This is a genomic window from Actinosynnema sp. NPDC023794, from assembly GCF_040639675.1.
Taxonomy (GTDB): Bacteria; Actinomycetota; Actinomycetes; order Mycobacteriales; family Pseudonocardiaceae; genus Actinosynnema; species Actinosynnema luteola.
In genome coordinates, this window is record NZ_JBFAFR010000027.1 from 64,377 (window position 1) to 82,222 (window position 17,846).

At 70.2% G+C, this 17,846-nt stretch carries 15 protein-coding genes and 1 pseudogene; 9 read left to right on the plus strand and 7 right to left on the minus strand.

All coding sequences use genetic code 11. The features are described 5' to 3' along the window. Positions 1-44: 44 nt before the first annotated feature. Complete coding sequence (locus AB0H12_RS35205; RefSeq protein ID WP_499628727.1) at positions 45-1,019, minus strand: hypothetical protein; 975 nt, start codon at positions 1,017-1,019, stop codon at positions 45-47. Between the two features lie 303 nt (positions 1,020-1,322). Here AB0H12_RS35205 and AB0H12_RS35210 point away from each other — a divergent pair, with 303 nt between their 5' ends. The 4 genes and pseudogenes from AB0H12_RS35210 to AB0H12_RS35225 all read left to right on the plus strand — a co-directional run bounded on the left by AB0H12_RS35210 (position 1,323) and on the right by AB0H12_RS35225 (position 3,845). Then, on the plus strand, positions 1,323-1,667 hold the full coding sequence (locus tag AB0H12_RS35210; RefSeq protein ID WP_499628728.1) for a hypothetical protein: 345 nt from the start codon (positions 1,323-1,325) through the stop codon (positions 1,665-1,667). Beyond that, positions 1,574-1,921, plus strand: a pseudogene (locus AB0H12_RS35215) (DUF8189 domain-containing protein); the annotation flags it as partial. The gene AB0H12_RS35210 and the pseudogene AB0H12_RS35215, both read left to right, overlap by 94 nt. A 628-nt stretch (positions 1,922-2,549) precedes the next feature. Next, positions 2,550-3,215, plus strand: coding sequence for an RNA polymerase sigma factor (locus tag AB0H12_RS35220; protein WP_499628729.1), 666 nt, complete (start codon positions 2,550-2,552; stop codon positions 3,213-3,215). A 138-nt stretch (positions 3,216-3,353) separates the two neighbouring features. Next, entirely contained in the window at positions 3,354-3,845 is a 492-nt protein-coding gene (locus tag AB0H12_RS35225) for a hypothetical protein (protein WP_499628730.1), read from the plus strand. A 136-nt stretch (positions 3,846-3,981) separates the two neighbouring features. Here the strand turns inward: AB0H12_RS35225 and AB0H12_RS35230 are convergent, their stop codons facing one another. Then, positions 3,982-5,517: an APC family permease gene (locus AB0H12_RS35230; RefSeq protein ID WP_499628731.1), complete on the minus strand. Its 1,536-nt coding sequence runs from the start codon at positions 5,515-5,517 to the stop codon at positions 3,982-3,984. Between the two features lie 60 nt (positions 5,518-5,577). Next, complete coding sequence (locus AB0H12_RS35235) at positions 5,578-5,898, minus strand: hypothetical protein (protein ID WP_499628732.1); 321 nt, start codon at positions 5,896-5,898, stop codon at positions 5,578-5,580. A 487-nt stretch (positions 5,899-6,385) separates the two neighbouring features. Here AB0H12_RS35235 and AB0H12_RS35240 point away from each other — a divergent pair, with 487 nt between their 5' ends. The 3 genes from AB0H12_RS35240 to AB0H12_RS35250 all read left to right on the plus strand — a co-directional run bounded on the left by AB0H12_RS35240 (position 6,386) and on the right by AB0H12_RS35250 (position 11,489). Continuing rightward, positions 6,386-7,651: an RNA polymerase sigma factor gene (locus AB0H12_RS35240; protein ID WP_499628733.1), complete on the plus strand. Its 1,266-nt coding sequence runs from the start codon at positions 6,386-6,388 to the stop codon at positions 7,649-7,651. A 182-nt stretch (positions 7,652-7,833) separates the two neighbouring features. Next, positions 7,834-9,708: an ABC transporter ATP-binding protein gene (locus tag AB0H12_RS35245; protein WP_499628734.1), complete on the plus strand. Its 1,875-nt coding sequence runs from the start codon at positions 7,834-7,836 to the stop codon at positions 9,706-9,708. Then, complete coding sequence (locus tag AB0H12_RS35250) at positions 9,705-11,489, plus strand: ABC transporter ATP-binding protein (protein ID WP_499628735.1); 1,785 nt, start codon at positions 9,705-9,707, stop codon at positions 11,487-11,489. Before AB0H12_RS35245 ends, AB0H12_RS35250 begins: the two co-directional genes overlap by 4 nt. 51 nt (positions 11,490-11,540) lie before the next feature. Here the strand turns inward: AB0H12_RS35250 and AB0H12_RS35255 are convergent, their stop codons facing one another. Further along, the gene (locus AB0H12_RS35255; RefSeq protein ID WP_499628736.1) at positions 11,541-11,879 is read right to left on the minus strand and encodes a YciI family protein; all 339 of its coding nucleotides are present in this window, start codon (positions 11,877-11,879) and stop codon (positions 11,541-11,543) included. A gap of 142 nt (positions 11,880-12,021) precedes the next feature. Between AB0H12_RS35255 and AB0H12_RS35260 the strand changes: the two genes are divergently transcribed. Further along, positions 12,022-13,005, plus strand: coding sequence for a cyclase family protein (locus AB0H12_RS35260; protein ID WP_499628737.1), 984 nt, complete (start codon positions 12,022-12,024; stop codon positions 13,003-13,005). 282 nt (positions 13,006-13,287) lie between these two features. Here the strand turns inward: AB0H12_RS35260 and AB0H12_RS35265 are convergent, their stop codons facing one another. The 3 genes from AB0H12_RS35265 to AB0H12_RS35275 all read right to left on the minus strand — a co-directional run bounded on the left by AB0H12_RS35265 (position 13,288) and on the right by AB0H12_RS35275 (position 15,749). Beyond that, positions 13,288-14,028 carry a VOC family protein gene (locus AB0H12_RS35265; protein ID WP_499628738.1) on the minus strand — a complete coding sequence of 247 codons (741 nt, stop codon included), beginning with the start codon at positions 14,026-14,028 and terminating at the stop codon, positions 13,288-13,290. Between the two features lie 39 nt (positions 14,029-14,067). Next, on the minus strand, positions 14,068-15,294 hold the full coding sequence (locus tag AB0H12_RS35270) for a glycosyltransferase (RefSeq protein ID WP_499628739.1): 1,227 nt from the start codon (positions 15,292-15,294) through the stop codon (positions 14,068-14,070). Positions 15,295-15,473: 179 nt separating this feature from the next. Next, positions 15,474-15,749 carry a hypothetical protein gene (locus AB0H12_RS35275; RefSeq protein ID WP_499628740.1) on the minus strand — a complete coding sequence of 92 codons (276 nt, stop codon included), beginning with the start codon at positions 15,747-15,749 and terminating at the stop codon, positions 15,474-15,476. A gap of 319 nt (positions 15,750-16,068) precedes the next feature. Between AB0H12_RS35275 and AB0H12_RS35280 the strand changes: the two genes are divergently transcribed. Next, the gene (locus AB0H12_RS35280; protein ID WP_499628741.1) at positions 16,069-17,454 is read left to right on the plus strand and encodes an FAD-dependent oxidoreductase; all 1,386 of its coding nucleotides are present in this window, start codon (positions 16,069-16,071) and stop codon (positions 17,452-17,454) included. The last annotated feature ends 392 nt before the right edge of the window (positions 17,455-17,846 follow it).

Genomic DNA, 17,846 nt, shown 5'->3' on the forward strand with positions numbered 1-17,846 from the left:
GGCTCCTGGCGGGCTCGCCAGGAGCCCGCCCGGGGCGTCCCCGGTCAGCAGCCGCTGCTGATCTGGAGGTGGAAGGGGAGATCGGTGAGGCCGCCGCCCATGTTCTTGGTCTCCACGTAGACCGCGTTGGTCGTCGAATGGCCGGTCGCGGTGAACACCAGGCCGGGCGCGTAGACCAGGCCGTTGTGGGGATCGCCGACGGTGGCGACGAACGAGCACCAGTAGACGCTGCGGTGCAGGTAGACCTCGTACCGGCCGACACCGAGCCGGGCGGAGCCGGCGATCATGTTGCCGCGGACGGCACCGCCCGACGCGTCGATCACGCCCCACTCGCCGTACCCGCCGTCGTAGCACTGGACCTGGAGGTGGAACGAGTAGTCCTGCAACCCGTACCCGAGGTTCTTGGTCTCCACGTAGACGCTCGTCGAGCCGGCGTGGCCGCCCGCCGTGAAGACCAACCCGCGTGCGATGTCCACGCCGGTGAACGGCAGGCCGACGGTGGCGATGAACGAGCAGTTGGTCAGGTGCTTGTTGAAGCGCACCTCGTACCGTCCCGGCCCGTACCGTTGGACCGAGGTCGCGTTGTTCCCGCGGGCCAGCACGCCGCCGCCGGTGACCACCGCGTAATCACCCTCGCCCGGACACACCACCTGGAGGTGGAACGGGTAGTCCTGCAGCCCCTGGGCGAGGTTGCGGGTCTCCACGTGCACGGCCCACGTGCTCGCACGGCTCCGGGAGGCGTAGACCAGGCCGGGGTTGTAGACCAGCCCCGTGCCCGGGTCGGCGATGGTCGCCGTCCACGAGCAGTAGACGATGTCGCGGTTGAAGGTGATCTCGTAGTGACCGACGCCCTGGTGCAGGTAGCTCGTCACGCTGTTGCTGCGGACCAGGTTGCCGCTGTAGTCCACGACCGCCCAGTTGTAAGGCGCCGAGTTGACCGACACCTCACCCGGCCGACCGGTGTCCGCCACCGCGGCCGCCGTGGCGGGGGCCTGCACGATCCCCCCGACCAGGAGCAAGGTCAGACCGAGACTCCCGCACCACCTCGTGATTCGTCTTCGCGCTTCTCCGTGGATTGTCATGGCTCCACTCCCCTCTGGTTCCTTCCGCCAAGGGTGGGGGTCGTCGGGGCACGGGAGAAGATCGGCCACGTGTCAGGATTGTCGCTGACAGTCGGCGACGGCTGCTCCCGCCCGAGCCCGAGCCGCGTTGCGGGAGCCGCCAAGAATCTCGCCGGTTTCTGTCAGTCCGACGACCCCGCACCGCACCAGTGGACACCAAAGGCGGAAGAGCCGCCTCGAACCACGAAAGCTGGTGCACCCATGACCCGGCGCAGACAACGCCTCATCGCCGCCGTCCTGGCGATAGCCGCCCTGCTGACGCTCAGCCGGCCCGCCCAGGCCGCCACCCTGAGCCCCGGCGCCTCCGCTGTCACTCAGCCCGCCGTGACCACCTACCAGCGCGACGACGGTTGGCCCGGCCTCGTCGTCTTCACCATCGGCGAGGACCAGTTCGCCTACTACGCCTTCAATCGTGTGCCGAGAACCCCCGGACCTGGGAGGGCTGGCACCGGCTGGGCAGCACCCGCTTCACCGGCACCCTCGCCGCGGCGCACCACCGAGGCGTGGGTGTGGAGGTCTTCGGCCGGGCCGTCGACAACCGCGTGATGCACACCCGGATCCAGCCCGGTGGGCACTGGGAACCCTGGGAACAACTCGTCCACGGCGAAACCCCGGCCTCCCCCACCGTCGCCTACGACGGCGCCGGCCGCCCCGAGGTGTTCGTGCACGGCAACGACGGAATGCTCTTCCACACCGGCAGCACCGGCTCCGGGTTCCGCGACTGGCGGGCATGGGGACGCGTCCCGGCCCCGCAGCGGATGCACGGCGGCCCCATCGCCAGGGCCGTCAACAACAACCCCGAGGTCTACTACTACGGCCAGGACCGGCAAGTGATGCGGACCGTCCGCACGGCACCGGGCGTGTACGCGACCGCCACGGCGGTCGGCCGCATCGACCGCACCCACGAGGGACGCCTCGGCGTGGCCGCCTACCGCGAACGCGACGGCCTGCCCTTCCCGGTCGTGATGACCTCGACCCCGGTCGGCGGGCCGGCCACCAGGTTGCACGCCACAGGCGGCTTCGACCCGTGGTTCGAGACCGGGGGCAACCTGCACGTCGAGGGCCTCTCCGGCGCCGACGACCCACGCGACGGTGCGGCCGTGATGTACGGCCGGTTCACCGATCGCGGCTACTACCGCCAGCGCTTGACCAACGGCTTCACCGACGGCTGGGAACGCGTCGGCGACGGCGAGTTCACCGCCCCTCCCACCGCGTACCTCTTCGCGGTCTCGGGCGAGCACTTCGTGTTCGGCAGAGGCCTCAACGGCAGATCTTCGTCAGCCACGAGACCGGGACCCACCAGCGCACCTGGTCGACCTGGCACCTCATCGGCAACAACGTCTGACGCCTCGGGGGCGGGAGCCACAAGTTCCCGCCCCCGCCTGCCGAGAGCTGTTGTCGAAGGGAGATCACGTGGACAACGAGCACTTGCTCGCCGCCATCCGCGCCGGGGACACGGCGGCGTTCACCGCACTGTACGAACGCTACGAACGCCTGGTCTTCAACCGGTGCAGGCAGTACCTGGCAGGCGACGACGAAGCCGCCAAGGACGCCACCTCCGAGACCTTCCGCGTCGCGCTCAGCGGCAGGCTCAAGGGATTGCGGGATCCGGACAAGCTCACCGCCTGGCTGTGGACCGTGTCCAAGCGCATGGCCATCCGCCAGTACCCCCACAACCGGACCGTGCTGATGGCCGAGGTGCCCGACCGGCCCTGGCACGATGACGCCGCCGAGGTCGATCCCCGGTGGGCGGAGCAGGTGCTCGCCGCCGCTTCCACCGCACTGGAGAGCTCCGACCGCGACCTGCTGCCCGATTTCCAGCTGATCGTCACCGACCGGATCAGCCGCCGGGACGTGGCGCTGAGCCGCGGCCTCTCCACCGACCATCTCAACGTGTCGTTGTCACGGCTCAAGCAACGCCTCGACGAGGCCATCGTCCTGGTGCTGCTGGTTCCCTCGCGCCGACGGGAGTGCGCCGGCCTCGGGCAGGAGGTGCGCCGGGTCGGCGAACAGATCACCCCCGGCTGCGCAAGGCCGTCGCACGCCACATCCGTGGCCGCGAAGCCTGCCGTAGCCACCGCGAACGCGCGCTGATCACCGCAGGTCTGCTGACGGCGATCCCCTTTCTCCCAGCCCCGGATGGCGTGCGCACGGCCGACATCACGCCCGTGTCGTTCAAGCGGGTGCTCACGCAGGCTATCGGCGGCTGCCGCGCTGCTGCTCGTCCTGGCGTTGTCGGGAGCCCTTGCCTGGTGGTGGCGCGATCCGGTCGATCTCAACACCGTGGTGGCGCCGCAGGCCGAGCCCCCGGCCGTCGCCACCGCGACCACGTTCACCACTCCGCCGGCGACGACCCCGGTCGACGTGGACGTCGTAGGGCCGGTCGTCACCGCGCCGACGTTGAGCGGCACCACGCTCTCGCAGGTGTGGAACGGCCAGGCATGCGGCGGCCGGCCCACCACCATCGACATCTCTGTACAGGTCAGCGACAGGTCCGGCGTCGCCGACGTCGTACTGGAGGGCACCATCGCCGGAGGCACCCGAACCTGGGTCATGCAGCCATCCGGGAATGCCACCTGGAAGACGCGGATCTCCTACGACATCGATCACCACACCGGGAAGTCCGGCCCGGTCACCCTGACCGCCACGGCCGCCGACAGGAGCGGCAACACGACGAAACGCCAGGTCGGACAGGTCCACCTGTCCAGCCGCACCCCCAGTTGACGCATGTGAAGGGCCGCCGTGGCAGCTACCGCAGCGGTCGTCCACCTACCTGTCCCCGCCACGGTCGGCACCCTGACCGTGCTCACCCAGGACCCCTACCTCGCAGTCCGCGCCTCCGCCGCCACGCCGACCCGCCTCAGTTCGCGGAGCGGTCGACGATGGCGTCCACGGCCCGATCGGCGCGATGGCTGCCGTTGACGGTGTCGAGGATCCCCAGGTCGGCGAGGCGCTCCTGCTCGGCCTCGGACAGCGTCTGGATGGAGCCGACGCGGGCGGCCACCTCCGGCCGGGTCGCCCGCAGTTGCAGGAACCGGACCAGCCCGATCAGCAGCAGCACGAGGAACACGTAGGGCAGGTACTTGTAGGCGCCCGGCGGCACCGGGACCAGGTTCTTGTAGATCACGTAGAGGATGCCGAGGCTGGCGAGCACCGAGATGACGACGGCGGCCGGGGTCACCGCCCGGATCCGGCGCAGCCACAGCGGCGTCGCGATCGCCACCAGGAGGTACGCGAACAGGTAGGCGTAGCTGGAGGCGATGACGACGTAGGTGTTCCACTGCAAGCGGCCGACCGAGATGACCGTGCCGATCAGGCTGATCACGAAGCCGATCACGCTGACCAGGGTGATCGCCACGTTCGGGGTCCGGAAGGCGGTGTGCACCCGGCCCAGCGCCGCGGGCAGCGCGTGCTCCCGGGAGAGCGTGAACAGGCTGCGAGCCCCCGAATTGATCACGGCGGCCGAGAACACGATCATGGCCGGGCCGAGGGTCAGGTTGACCACGTAGGTGATCCAGTGGACGCCCGCGTTCTGGGCCACGACGGGCAGCGGCGTGCTGTCCGGGTCGAGCGGGATCGCGCCCTGGAAGCCGAGGACCTGGGGGTAGGTCGCCACTAAGTAGAGCGCCGAGAGCACGATGACCAGGCGCAGCACGGCCCGCGGGACGTTGCGGTGGGCGTTGCGGGCCTCGTGGCCGAGGGAGGCGACGCTCTCGAACCCGGCGTACGACCCGACGGCGGTCACCGCGGCGATCAGCGTGGTGCTGGTGCTCAGGTGGTGCAGGCTGAACTGGCCGCTGTCGAAGTGCGCGCCGTAGTGGACGTAGGAGGCGACCAGGACGACGGCGATCGCAGCCAGGGACAGGATCTCGAACCAGAGACCGAGTCGCACCGAGATGCTGACCCCTCGGAAGGGGATGTAGAAGGCGGCCGCCGACGCCAGCACCAGCAGCACGATCTTGACCGCCACGTGGTCGGTGGGCAGGCCGATCTCGTGCAGGAAGTCGCTGAAGTAGAGCACCGCGCCGAGCATCCCGGCGGCCGCGAAGCCGATGTAGCCGACGATCAGCGCCCAGCCGGTGACGAAGGCGGCCACCGGCCCGAGCCCGTTGCCGGCGTAGGTGCCGAGCGAGCCGGACGAGACGGTGCGGCGCGCCTGGAAGGCGATCAGGAGGGCGATGAGATAGACGAGGGCGCCACCGATGACGGCGGCCCAAAGGGCGCCCTTGCCGGCGATGAGGAACAGCGCACCGGGGATGCCGGCGATGGTGACACTCGGAGCGGCGGCGGCGAGGCCCTGCGCGAAGACGCCGAGCCCGGAGACCGCGCCGGCGCGGAGTCCGGTCGTGGTGTCCGGGCTCGATTCCTCGGTCGACAGCGGATCATTGGTGGCCATGGCGAGCTGCCTTTCCCGAGTGATGAGAGGTGTCGTGCGGCCGTCGAGTACGGCGCTGCGCTAAGCGGCGGACCAGCTTCCAGGAATGCACGTGCCGAGCCGCTCGGGCGACAGCGCGCCGGCCGCGCGCAGCACCCGGTCGCGAACCTGGCCGGCGGTCTCCACCACCGGATCGACCGGATCGATCACGCCGATGAAGATCCGCTGATCCAGGGCGTGGGTCAAGCCCTGGTCGCCGCCGGGACAGGTGCGCACGCCGGTGCTCGCCCGCTCCGGCTCGGTGAACCGCGCGAGCACGCGGTCGTTCAGGGTGGCGACGACGTTCGGCGAGCTCGTGGAGGGGCCGGGCTTGATGGAGAGCCGGCCCTCGGTGAGATCCACCTGCACGGTGCGCGCGCCGGCGTCCAGCGCGCCGCGGATGCCGGCCTCGGCCCGGCCGACCAGGTCGGGTCTGGCAGCGGCCCGACCGCGGGGTGGGGAAGCTGCCGGGTGTGGCCGTCGGCGAAGGGATGACGACGCCGTTCGAGGGTGGTGATAGTGTCCCGCAGCGCGTCGTTGCACCGCGCCTCGAGGGTGTCTCCTCCGATCCGCCCGGCCGCGTGGTCGTCGATGGCGGCCGGCGGTCCCGGGGCCGCGGGAAGCCCCGATCGGCTCGGTCGGAGGGGTCATGCCGACAAGCTAGAGGTGGACGGCCGTCCACTCATCTTCCATTGTGCGCGCTTCGAGAAAAAGTGGTACTCCGCTCGAGCGGATCCGCAGGAACCGGTCGATTGCCCGCAGCGCCGACAAACTAGCCTTGTCGCGGCCCGTGCCAGTGGTCATCATGGCGGTAGCTCGGGAGGGCGGTAGCGCGGGAGGAAGGGACGTCATGGGGCAGCCTGCCGCCTTGGGCCCGGAGGACCAGGAGATCCTGGTTCGCGCGTTCCGGGAGGAGTCGGGGCGCATCGTCGCGGCGCTGATCCGGCTGACCGGCGACTGGGACCTGGCCGAGGAGTGCACTCAGGACGCCTTCATGGAGGCGCTGCGCACCTGGCCCGAGTCCGGGGTGCCACGCCGTCCCGGCGCCTGGCTCACGACGGTGGCCCGCAACCGGGCCTACGACCGGCTGCGGCGCGCCACCACCGAGAGCAGCAAGCTGCGCGAGCTGGCCGCCTTGACCACCGACACCGGCTCGGACGACCTCGACGACGCCGGGATCCCGGACGACCGCCTCCGCCTCGTGTTCACCTGCTGCCACCCGGCGCTGCCGCTGGAGGCCCGGGTGGCGCTCACCCTGCGCACCCTGGCCGGCCTGACCACCGCGGAGATCGCCAACGCGTTCCTGCTGCCCACGCCGACCATGGCCAAGCGCCTGGTCCGGGCCAAGCAGAAGATCGCCAACGCGGCGATCCCCTTCCGGGTGCCGCCGCCGCACCTGCTGCCGGAGCGCACGTCGGGGGTGCTGGCGGTGCTCTACCTGCTGTTCAACGAGGGCTACGCGTCCTCCGGCGGCGCCGAGCTCGCTCGCGACAGCCTGTGCACGGAAGCGATCCGGCTGACCCGGGCGCTGGTCGGACTGCTGCCCGCCGAGCCCGAGGCGGCCGGGCTGCTCGCGCTCATGCTGTTGCAGCACTCCCGTCGCCACGCCCGGGTGGACGCCGCCGGCGACATGATCACCCTGGAGGACCAGGACCGTTCCCTCTGGGACCGGGCCGAGATCGACGAGGCGATCGGCCTGCTGAACCAGGCGCTGAGCGGCCGGCGGATCGGCCCGTACCAGATCCAGGCCGCCATCGCGGCCTGTCACGCCGAGGTGTCCCGGGCCGCCGACACCGACTGGGCCCGGATCGCCGCCCTCTACGGGAGTCTCGCGGAGTTGACCCCGTCACCGGTGGTGGAGCTGAACCGGGCCGTCGCGGTCGCCATGGTCGACGGGCCGGAGACGGCCCTGCGGCTGGTCGACGACCTGGACGCCTCTGGCCGGCTGCGCGACTACCACCTGCTGCCGGCGTTGCGCGCCGATCTGCTGCGCCGCCTCGGCCGCCGGAACGACGCCGCCGCGAGCTACCGGCGCGCGCTCGGGCTCACCGGCAACGACGCCGAGCGCCGCTACCTGAGCCGTCGGCTGGAAGAGGTGACCGGCGCCCGGTTGTGACCGGCCGAGAAAAGTGCGGGTCGACGGTCCATCCGCGGGCTCCGTGTTCGTCGTTCTCCCGAACCCCCATGATTTCGAACTGGAGGATCGGTGACCGGACAGTACACGTGCAGCGACGTCGAGCGGACCCGCAACCGCGGAACCACCCTGCTCAGCCGCGCCTTCGCCACCGGAGGGCCGCGATGACGGAGACTCGCGGGCAGACCCTGGTCCGGTTGACCCGCGACCGGCTGGGGATCGTCCGGCTGGCGGGTCGCGCCGGCGGCCCGCTGATCGGCACCGCGGTGCTGGTGAACCTGGTCGTCGGGGTGTTGCCGCCGGCGTTCGTGGTGGCCTCCTCGATCCTGCTGGGCGAGGTGCCGGCCGCGGTCACCGCCGGCCTGGGATCGCCGGAGTGGGACGACCTGGTGACCGCCTTCCTGCTGGCCGCCGCGGCCTTCGTCGGGCAGCAGATCGTCGCGCCGGTGCGGGAGTTGCTCGGCCAGCTCGTGGCGCGGCGCGTCGACGGCCTGGTCAGCGACGAGCTGATGGCGGCCGCGACCAGCACCGCCGGGATCGCCCCGCTGGAGGATCCGGACCTGGTGGAGCACCTCCGGGTGGGCGCCCGGGAGCTGGAGAACTGGCTGTTCAGCCCTGGAGAGGCGTGCGCCGGCCTCATCGCCCTGATCGGGCGGTACACGCAGCTGATCGGTTATGCCGTGGTGGTCGGCGTGGTGCTGTCCTGGCCCGCGGCGGTCGTGCTCGCCGCCGCCGTGGTGCTGCAGCGGTACGCCCAGCGTGGCGGCCTGCGGAAGTTCGCCGAGGAGCGGTTCCTGCTCGACCCGCAGGAGCTGAGGAACGACTACCTGCGCGAGGTGGCCATCGCGGCGGGTTCGGCCAAGGAGATGCGCGTCTTCGGGCTGCACAACTTCTTCGTCGGCTTCTGGCGGCGCAGCTACCTCGACTGGCTGGTGCCGGTGTGGGAGGCCCGCCGGCGGATCTACCTGTGGCAGTTCCTCCGGATCACGGCGTTCGGCCTGGTCATCTCCGGCGTGGTGTTCGCCTTCGCGGGCTGGGCGGCGACGAGCGTGACGGCCGGGCTGACCCTGGCCGGGTTCGCGATGGTCATGCAGGCGGCGCTCGGCGCGCTGCGGCTGGGCGAGTACTACCCGGAGTCGGACCTGCAGACGGCTCTCGGCATGCACGGCTACCAGGAGGTCGAGCTGTTCCGCGAGGGCGTGGCCGGGTACGCCGGTCAGGCCGCCGAGGAGGTCGCGGCCCCGCCGGTCGCGCCGACCGGGATGCTCCACTTCGACCGGGTGAGCTTCCGCTACCCGGGCGATGACCGGATGATCTTCGAGGAGCTGGAGCTCACCATCCCGCTCGATCGCTGCACGGCGATCGTCGGCGTCAACGGCGCGGGCAAGACCACCCTGGTCAAGCTGCTCGCCCGGCTGTACGAGCCGACCGCGGGCACGATCCGGCTGGACGGGGTCGACATCCGCTCGTACGAGCTGAGCGAGTGGCGGGCCCGGCTCGGGATCATCTTCCAGGAGTTCGCCCGGTTCGAGGTGTCCGCCGCCGACAACGTCGGCTTCGGCGCGGTGGAGCACCTCGACGACCGGGACGGGATCCGGTCGGCGGTCGAAGCGGTGAACCTGCACGAGACACTCGACACCCTGCCGCGCGGCCTGGAGACTCCGCTGGCCCGGCACCTCGTGGACGGCGCCGACCTCTCCGGCGGGCAATGGCAGCGGGTGGCGCTCGCCCGGGCCCTGTTCGGCCTGCGCCACGGCGCCTCGATCCTGGTGCTCGACGAGCCCACGGCCAGCCTGGACGTCCGCGCCGAAGCCGGCTTCTTCCGGGAGTTCACCCAGCTCACCGAGGGCGCCACGACGCTGTTGATCTCGCACCGGTTCTCCACCGTGCGGCAGGCCGATCAGATCGTGGTGCTCGACGGCGGCCGGGTGGCCGAGCACGGCAGTCACGACGAGCTGATGGCCCGGGAGGGCGAATACGCACGACTGTTCCGATTGCAGGCCGACCGGTTCACCGACGAGACGGAGAGGACGGCATGAGGACGACGCTGAGCGGTACCTGGCGGTTGCTCGCGATGTCGTGGCGGGCCGACCGCCGCAAGACCACCGCGGCGACGGTCCTGATGGTCATCGGTACCGTGGGCGGCCCGATGCTGGCTCTGGTGCTCGGACTGATGACCGACGCGGTCATCTCCGGGCAGACCGGCGCGGCCGTCTGGTACGGCGTCGCGGTGGCCGCGCTGGCCATCGTGAACCTGACCTTCGCGCACTTCTCGCACATCTTCTACACCGAACTGGCCGAACTGGCCGAACTCGAGGTGGTGCGGGACCTGATCCTGCTCACCAACGGCTCCGAGGGCATCGAGCACCAGGAACGAGCCGAGTACGCCGACGAGCTGACGGTGCTGCACCGGGAGAGCCGAGGGCTCATCGGTGCCCTGGAGTCGTTGTTCGGGATGCTGGGCCTGGCCCTGGCCGTGGTGTTCACAGCGGTCCTGCTGGCCGCTCTCAACCCGTTCCTGTTGCTGCTGCCGGCCGCCGCGGTGCCGCCGCTGCTCTGCGGGCGCTGGGCCGAGTCGAGGATCGACCGGGCCAAGACCGACACCGCCACGCCGACCCGGATCGCCCTCAACCTGTTCCGGCTGTCCACCTCGGCCAGGTTCGCAGGCGAGCTGCGGGTCTTCCGGCTCCGCGACGAGCTGCGCCGGCGGCACCTGCGGGAGTGGAACCGGGCGAGCCGGGGGCTGGTCCGCTCGTACGGGTTGGCCGCCGCGGTCCGGACCGTCGGGCAGGTGATCTTCGGGCTGGCCTACGTGGGCGCGGTGCTGCTGGTCGTGCGCGAGACCATCTCCGGCCGCCGCAGCATCGGGGACGTGGTCACCGTCATCGTCCTCGCCACCCAGGTCAACCAGCAGGTCACCGCGGCGGTCACGCTGCTCGCCACCCTGCAGCGGATGGGCAGCATGCTGCGACGGCTGGACTTCGTACGGGATCTGGTCGCGGTCGACCACGAGGTGCCGGTCGACCAGCAGCCGCCGGACCGGCTGACCGGCGGGATCGAGCTGCGGGACGTGGACTTCACCTATCCGGGCACCAGCGAACCGGTGCTGAGCGGCGTGTCGCTGAGCCTGCCGGCCGGGGCGAGCGTGGCCATCGTCGGTGAGAACGGCGCCGGCAAGACCACCCTGGTCAAGCTGCTCTGCGGGCTCTACCGGCCGACCAGCGGGCAGATCCTGGTCGACGGCACCGACCTGCGCCGGATCCCGGCCGAGTCCTGGCGCGAGCACCTCGCCGCGGGTTTCCAGGACTTCGTCCGCTTCGAGCTGCTCGCCGGCCAGGCGGTCGGTATTGGTGACGTGCCCCGGATGGGCGACGACCACGCGATCATCAGCGCACTGGACCGGGCGCAGGGCAGCGACGTCCTGCGGCAGCTCGAGCACGGGTTGGACACCCAGCTCGGCAAGAGCTACACCGAGGGTGCCGAGCTCTCCGGCGGGCAGTGGCAGAAGCTCGCCCTGGGCCGGGCGCTGATGCGCGAGAAGCCGTTGCTGCTGGTGCTCGACGAACCCACGTCGGCCTTGGACCCGCAGGCCGAGCACCGGTTGTTCGAGTCGTACGCCCAGCAGGCCGCGCAGCTGCGAGCGGGCACCGGCGCGATCACCCTGTTCGTCTCGCACCGCTTCTCGACGGTGCGCATGGCGGACCTGATCATCGTGTTGCGCGACGGCCGGGTCGTGGAGGTCGGCAGTCACGACCAGCTGATGCGACGTGGCGAGCTCTACGCCGACCTGTTCAACCTGCAGGCCGAGGCCTACCGATAGGCGCAGGAACGCGACCGCGGCACGGTGCCCACCGTGCCGCGGTCGCCCCGCTCATCCCTCGCGGAACGGCCGCAGCTCCACGACGCCGAGCCGGGCAACCGGGTGCCGGGACGCCGCCTCGATCGCCTCGTCCAGGTCGGCGCACTCGATGACGTCGAAGCCGGCGATCTGTTCCTTGGTCTCGGCGAACGGGCCGTCCGCGATCAGCACCTCGCGGTTGCGGACCCGTACCGTGGTGGCGTCGCTGACGCCCTGCAGCTGACCGCCGGACCGCCAGACGTTGCGCCCGTCCAGCTCCGACCACTGCCCGGGGCAATCGAGCATGGCCGCCGCTTCCTGCGGCCCCAAGACCAGCGACTCGTCCACACACACCAGCATGAGGTACCTCATCAATCCTCCTCCGGGCGAATCCGTCTCCGACAGTACGACGACTGGCGAGTCCACGGATGGACAGCAGGAGCGACGAGCACCGGCGCGGACAACGGCAAGTGAGGAGTTGCGCCGTGCCGCGCGTCGCACCGATCGTAGCGGTATGCAAGCACCGCGCGCAGAGATGCCCGAGTCAAGGAATGACGCGACCCAGCAGCCGGTCACGGTGGAGGACTTCCGGGAACTCGGCGCGCGGCTGAGCAACTGGGGCCGCTGGGGTCCCGCCGACCAGCGCGGCACCACCAATCTGATCACGCCGGAGCGGCTGGTGGCGGCGGCCGGGCTGGTCCGGCGGGGCAAGGTGTTCGACCTCGGCATCCCGCTCGACGAGAACGGGCCGCAGCCCGGCGGTGGCGGCCGGATCAACCCCGTCCACCTGATGTCGGAGACCGGCGCCGGGCAGGTGTTCCGGGGCGGCCTCCAGTTCGCCGACGACTACGTCTTCATGGCGCTGCAGGGCTCGTCGCACTGGGACGCGCTGTCGCACGTCCACTACGACGACCAGATGTACAACGGCTTCCCGGCCGCCGGTGTGACCGTCCGGGGGGCCGCGCACTGCGCGATCGACCAGCAGAGCCCGGGTATCGCCGGCCGGGGCGTGTTGCTCGACATCGCCGCGCTCAAGGGCGTCGACTGGCTCGAGGCCGGCACCGTCATCACTCCCGAGGACCTCGACGCGGCCGCCGAGCGGCAGGGCGGCGTCGAGGTCGGCCCGGGCGACGTCCTGTTGGTCCGCACCGGTTGGCGCCTCAAGTTCCTGCGCGACGGCGACCGGCAGGCGTTCATGGGCGACGAGCCGGGTCTCGGCCAAGCGTGCTGCGCCTGGCTGCGTGACCGGGACGTCGCCGCGGTCTGCTCGGACAACTGGGCCATCGAGGTGCTCCCCGAGGAGAACCCGGACGCGGACCTGGCCGTGCACATGGTCCTCATCCGGGACATGGGCATGACGCTCGGCGAGATCATGGACTTCGAGGCGCTCGCGGCCGACTGCGCGGAGAGCGGCGTCTGGGAGTTCTTCTTCATCGCGCCGCCGCTGAAGGTGAGCCGCGCGGTCGCGTCGCCGATCAACCCGCTGGCCATCAAGTAACCGTTCGGCCGGATGACTCCCGGCGCACGGAAACCGGGCTCCCCGGCCGCGGGCCGGGGAGCCCGATCGCGAATGCCCTTACAGACACAGGGTGTCCGGCTCGAGCCCGCTCAGCACCCGACCGCACAGCTCGAGGTCGGACTTGGGCTGTGCCCGCCGGCACGCCGCACGATGTCCACCCAGTCCTGAGCCAGGCGTCCGGAACGCGAACCGGCCGGTACCCGGGTTCTCGGGCAGGTACGAGCGTGCTTCACCTTCCTCCGTGCAGCTCGGCCGCCGGCGTCATTCCTTGATGACCGACATGATGTTGCCGGCCGGGTCGCGGAACCAGGCGATCAGCGGACCGCCCTTCCGGAACACGCCGTCGTCGTCCACGCCGTCGAACTTCTCCATCTCCACGCCGCGTTCGCGCAGCCAGGCCACGGCCTCGTCGATGTCGTCGACCGGGAAGTTGAGCATCGTGTAGGTGGCCGGCTGGTGGTCGGGCTTCGGGTAGATGAGGATGTGCCGGTTGCCGGCCAGCTGCAGGTTCAGCATGCCGTACTCCTCGGTGACCGGGATCCCGAGCGTCTCGCCGTAGAACTTCTGCGCGGCTGGGATGTCGTCCACCGAGAAGCCGTTGAACGCCACGGAACCGGCGAGCAGCCCCGAACCACCGCGGGAGGCGGCCCGGTACGCCGCGTTGAGCTCGATGATCTGCACGTAGTTGCCGTCCGGGTCCTTGAGCGTGGCGAAGAGGCCGTCCTTGCGCTCCTCCAGCGGCACGACCCAGGACACGCCCAGGCCGTCGAGGTGAGCGGCCACCTCCCGGGCATTGGGAACCTCGAAGTTGAGGATGACGCGACCGGGTTCGGCCGTCGTCGCGGCGACGTCGTCGCGACCGTCCACGAGCACGTCGAACCCGTCGAAGTCGAGGAAGCCGGAGGGTTGCAGCACCGGGGCGAACGCGTCGGTGTACCACGCGCGCAGCCGTTCGGGATCCGCCGAACCGAGCAGAATGCTGCCGAGTCGTGGCGTGGGCATCCAGAGTCCTCCATGTTTCGATCGATCGGCGTGGATTTCCTAGCCTAACGAGAAAGACGTGGTCGTCTCCCGCATCAACGCGGGCGTGGGCTTCACCGATCCGCCGACCCGGGCGGCCTCGGCCAGGATCTCGGCCGACCAGCGGGGCCACAGCCCGGCCAAGCGCGACGTCAGGACCACGACGTCCACCGCCTTGTCGGGCAGCGGCGTTCGGATGCCGATCGCGTGGTACGTGGCGCCGAGCTCGCGCACCGCGTCGGCGTCGAAGTCCAGGGTCACCGCGTCGGCCAGTTCGTCCGGCAGATGGCGTCCCGCGCCGAACACCACGAGGCGGCCGGGCGGCAGCAGCGGCAGCAGCTCGGCCACCTCGGCCGCCACGTCGACCGACTTGGCCTGATCGGTCCACTCGTTCAGGAACCGGCAGTGCTCGTCCACGTCCAGCAGGTCGTCGTCGTTGTTGAGCAGGTTCCACGCCAGCTCGGTCGCCGGTTCCGGGAACCGGGCCATCATCCGGTGCATGTTCAGCATGGTGCTGGCCAGGGCATCGGCCACGGCGGACCGCTCGTGCGGCGCGTGCACCGCCCAGGCGGTCCGGCTGAGCTGGAACCGGAGCCCCGCCTTGAACAGCCGGAAGCCCATGTCGATATCTTCCAAGCCCCAGCCGCTCATGCCGTCGTCGAAGCCGTCGACCCGCCAGTAGTCCTCGGTGCGCACCGAGAAGTTGAGCGCCCAGAGCAGCACCCAGGGCGCGACCATGCTGCCGAGGTCGAAGCCGGCCTTGGCGAACGCCGCGTGCCGGGCGTCGTAGAAGGCCTCGTCACCGGAGAACCGGGCGACGACGTCCTCGGGCAACACCTCGGCGACCGCCTCGGCCAGGCCGGCGACGGGCTCGTTCTCGAAGTCGTAGCCCCAGGTGTAGCCCACCACGACCAGCCGGTCACCGCCGGCGTGGGCCGCGACGTGCTCGTCCAGGAAACTCGGCCCCACGTAGACGCCGGTGTCGAGGAAGACCAGGAGCGGCGCCGAGGCCAGCCGGGCGCCGGCGTTGCGGGCCAGGGCCACGCGATAGCCTTCGTCGGGCTGGAAGTGGTACTTGATCCGCAGCTTGCGCGACGCCTCTTCGACGACGGCGCGGGTTTCGTCGGAGGAGCCGTCGTCGGAGACCACGACCTCGAAGTCGTCGACCGGCATGGTCTGCCGGGCGAGGTTGCCCAGCGTCTCGCGCAACATGTCCTGTCGGTTGTAGGTCGGGATCACCACGGTCACCCGGGGCACCGTGCCTGCTGTCCTGTTGGCGGCCACCCCATCAGTATGCCGGTGAGCCGTCCACGTGCACCTCTCAGCGTGCTGCTCGTGTCGCATTCATGGAGGTGCTCCCCCGGTGGCGGCTGGGTGACGTGGCAAGACGTCGCCCAGGCCCGGCAGGAGAAGACATCGTGAGCGTGTCACGCGTTTCCGACGTGCAACCGGGTCGAACTGCTCGGGCACACCTCCGCCACGCCGGCCAAGCAGACGCGGATGCCGCCGTCGACCGGCACGTCGGTCACCGCCCGGTGGTGGTGCCCCGCCACGTCCTGGACGACCACTGCCGACAGTCCGGAAACCACCGTCCCCACGAAGAAGCCTGACTCGGCGCCGGACAGGGCGGGGGTGGTGGGCAGCTGGCCGAGGACGGCGGGGTCGCGTGCGTGGGGCTGAGCGGGCTGGGCGAATCCCCGCACCTTGGAAGATGCACCGCTGTTCTGCCGACTGGGAGCATCACATGAGCTGATCACGAGAAAGGGCCTGTCGCCGTGAGTAGCGTGACCGAGGGACGTGCGATCGTGCTGCGCGGTGGCATCGGTGGAACGCCGGAGACTCTGACGCGGTCGGCGATGGTCAGGAGCATCTCGGCACCCGGTTCCACGAAGCCGGCGCCGGGGTCCTCCCGGTCCGCCGCGTCCGAGCCCCTTTCCCGCTCCACGAGTGCGAGAAGCTGTCATGAAGATCCTTCGGGCCGTCGCTCGCCTCTAGCAGCAGTCCCTGAAACGGAGGCTTCACGTGGCCGATCATCTAGGCGAACGAGCGGTTGTTCTCGGCGCGGGTATCGCCGGACTGCTGACGTCTCGGGCACTGGCGAATCGCTATCGCAACGTCCTTGTCATCGAACGCGATGAGATCATCGGGGTGACCGGCACCCGTCGCGGCATACCGCAGGGCTCCCACGCGCACGCGTTGCTCGCGCGGGGACAGCAAATCCTGGAGGATTTCTTCCCTGGTCTGCTCAAAGAGATGCAAGACGACGGCGTCCCCATCGGCGACATGGCAGGACGACTGCGGTGGTACTTCAACGGCGCCAGGCTGGCGCAGCAGGATTGCGGCCTGCTCAGCGTATCGGCGACCCGGCCACAGCTCGAGGCGTACATCCGCGATCGCGTTTCGGCCTTGCCGAATGTCGAGATCCTCCAGCGCACGGTGATCCGCGGTCTGGTGGTGTCCGGTGACAAGACCAAGGTCACCGGCGTCCGCGTCACCGGCGCGGACACGGACGCCAACGCCGAGGACGTCATCGCCGCCGACCTGGTCGTCGACGCGACGGGTCGAGGCAGCAGAGCTCCCGCCTGGTTGGAGGAGTTCGGTTACGAACGCCCGGACGAAGACAGCATCAAGATAGACCTGACCTACACGTCACGCAATTTCACCTTAGCCGACGACCCCTTCGGGGATGACCTGGCGATCAACCCGGTCGCGTTCCCGGCAAACCCGCGGGGCGCTTTTTTCGTCAATCTGGGCGACCGCAAGGCGCTGGTCTCCTTGACCGGGATCCTCGGCGACCGCCCACCCGGCGACATCGAGGGCTTCCTCGACTACACGCAGTCGCTGTCCGCGCCTGAAATCCACGACGCGGTGCGCAAGGCGAAGCCGTCGGGCGAGGCAACGACGTTCCGGGTGCCGGCCAGCGTTCGTCGGCGCTACGACAAGCTGGATCGATTCCCGGCTGGTTTCCTGGTCATCGGCGACGGCGTGTGCGCCTTCAACCCGGTGTACGGACAAGGGATGACAGTGGCCGCCATGGAGGCTGTCGCGCTCACCGAACACCTTGCCAAGGGACAGCCGCGGCCGGTCGAGTTCTTCCGTGAGATCAAACCGATCATCGACGCACCTTGGAGCATTTCCGCAGGCGGTGACCTCGCCTTTCCCGAGGTCGTCGGAAAGCGGAACCTGCAGGTCCGGATCGGGAACATCTTCATGTCGCGCCTGCACACCGCCGCGCAGGTAGGCGGCAGGTTCACCGCGGCATTCTTCAGGGTGGCCGGCCTCGTCGACCCGCCACAGACGCTCATGCGGCCAGGCTTCATGCTCGACGCCCTGCGCACAGCACGTCGAGTAGCGAGAGGACGATCTGCCCGCAAAGCCGGCACGGGACTCCCGAGCACCGCTCGATAGGGTCCCGGCAGCCCGTCTTCGCGAGAAGTTGGCGCTCGCGGAGCCTGATCGGGACCGACCGATCAGGCTCGGCGGGCCGGCGTCGAGCAGCCGCCGGGTGACACCGACCTTCTCCCGGGCGGCGAAGCGCTTGTGGACCGTGGGCCAGGGCGGGAGGCGGTTCAGGCGGCAGCACAGGGTATCCACGGCGGAACCGCCCGCGGGATCGGGCACGATGACAACGGAACTCCTGGCAGAGCGGCGCATGAACACCGTCCGACCTACCAGGAGTTCCCTTGTCTCCGCGCCAAAGGTCCCTCATCTGCTCAAGCTCGGGAACGGGCACTCACGAACGGCGCAGCGCAACATCGCCCACAACGAGGCTCATACATCGCCTCTGGCACGGCGGATGT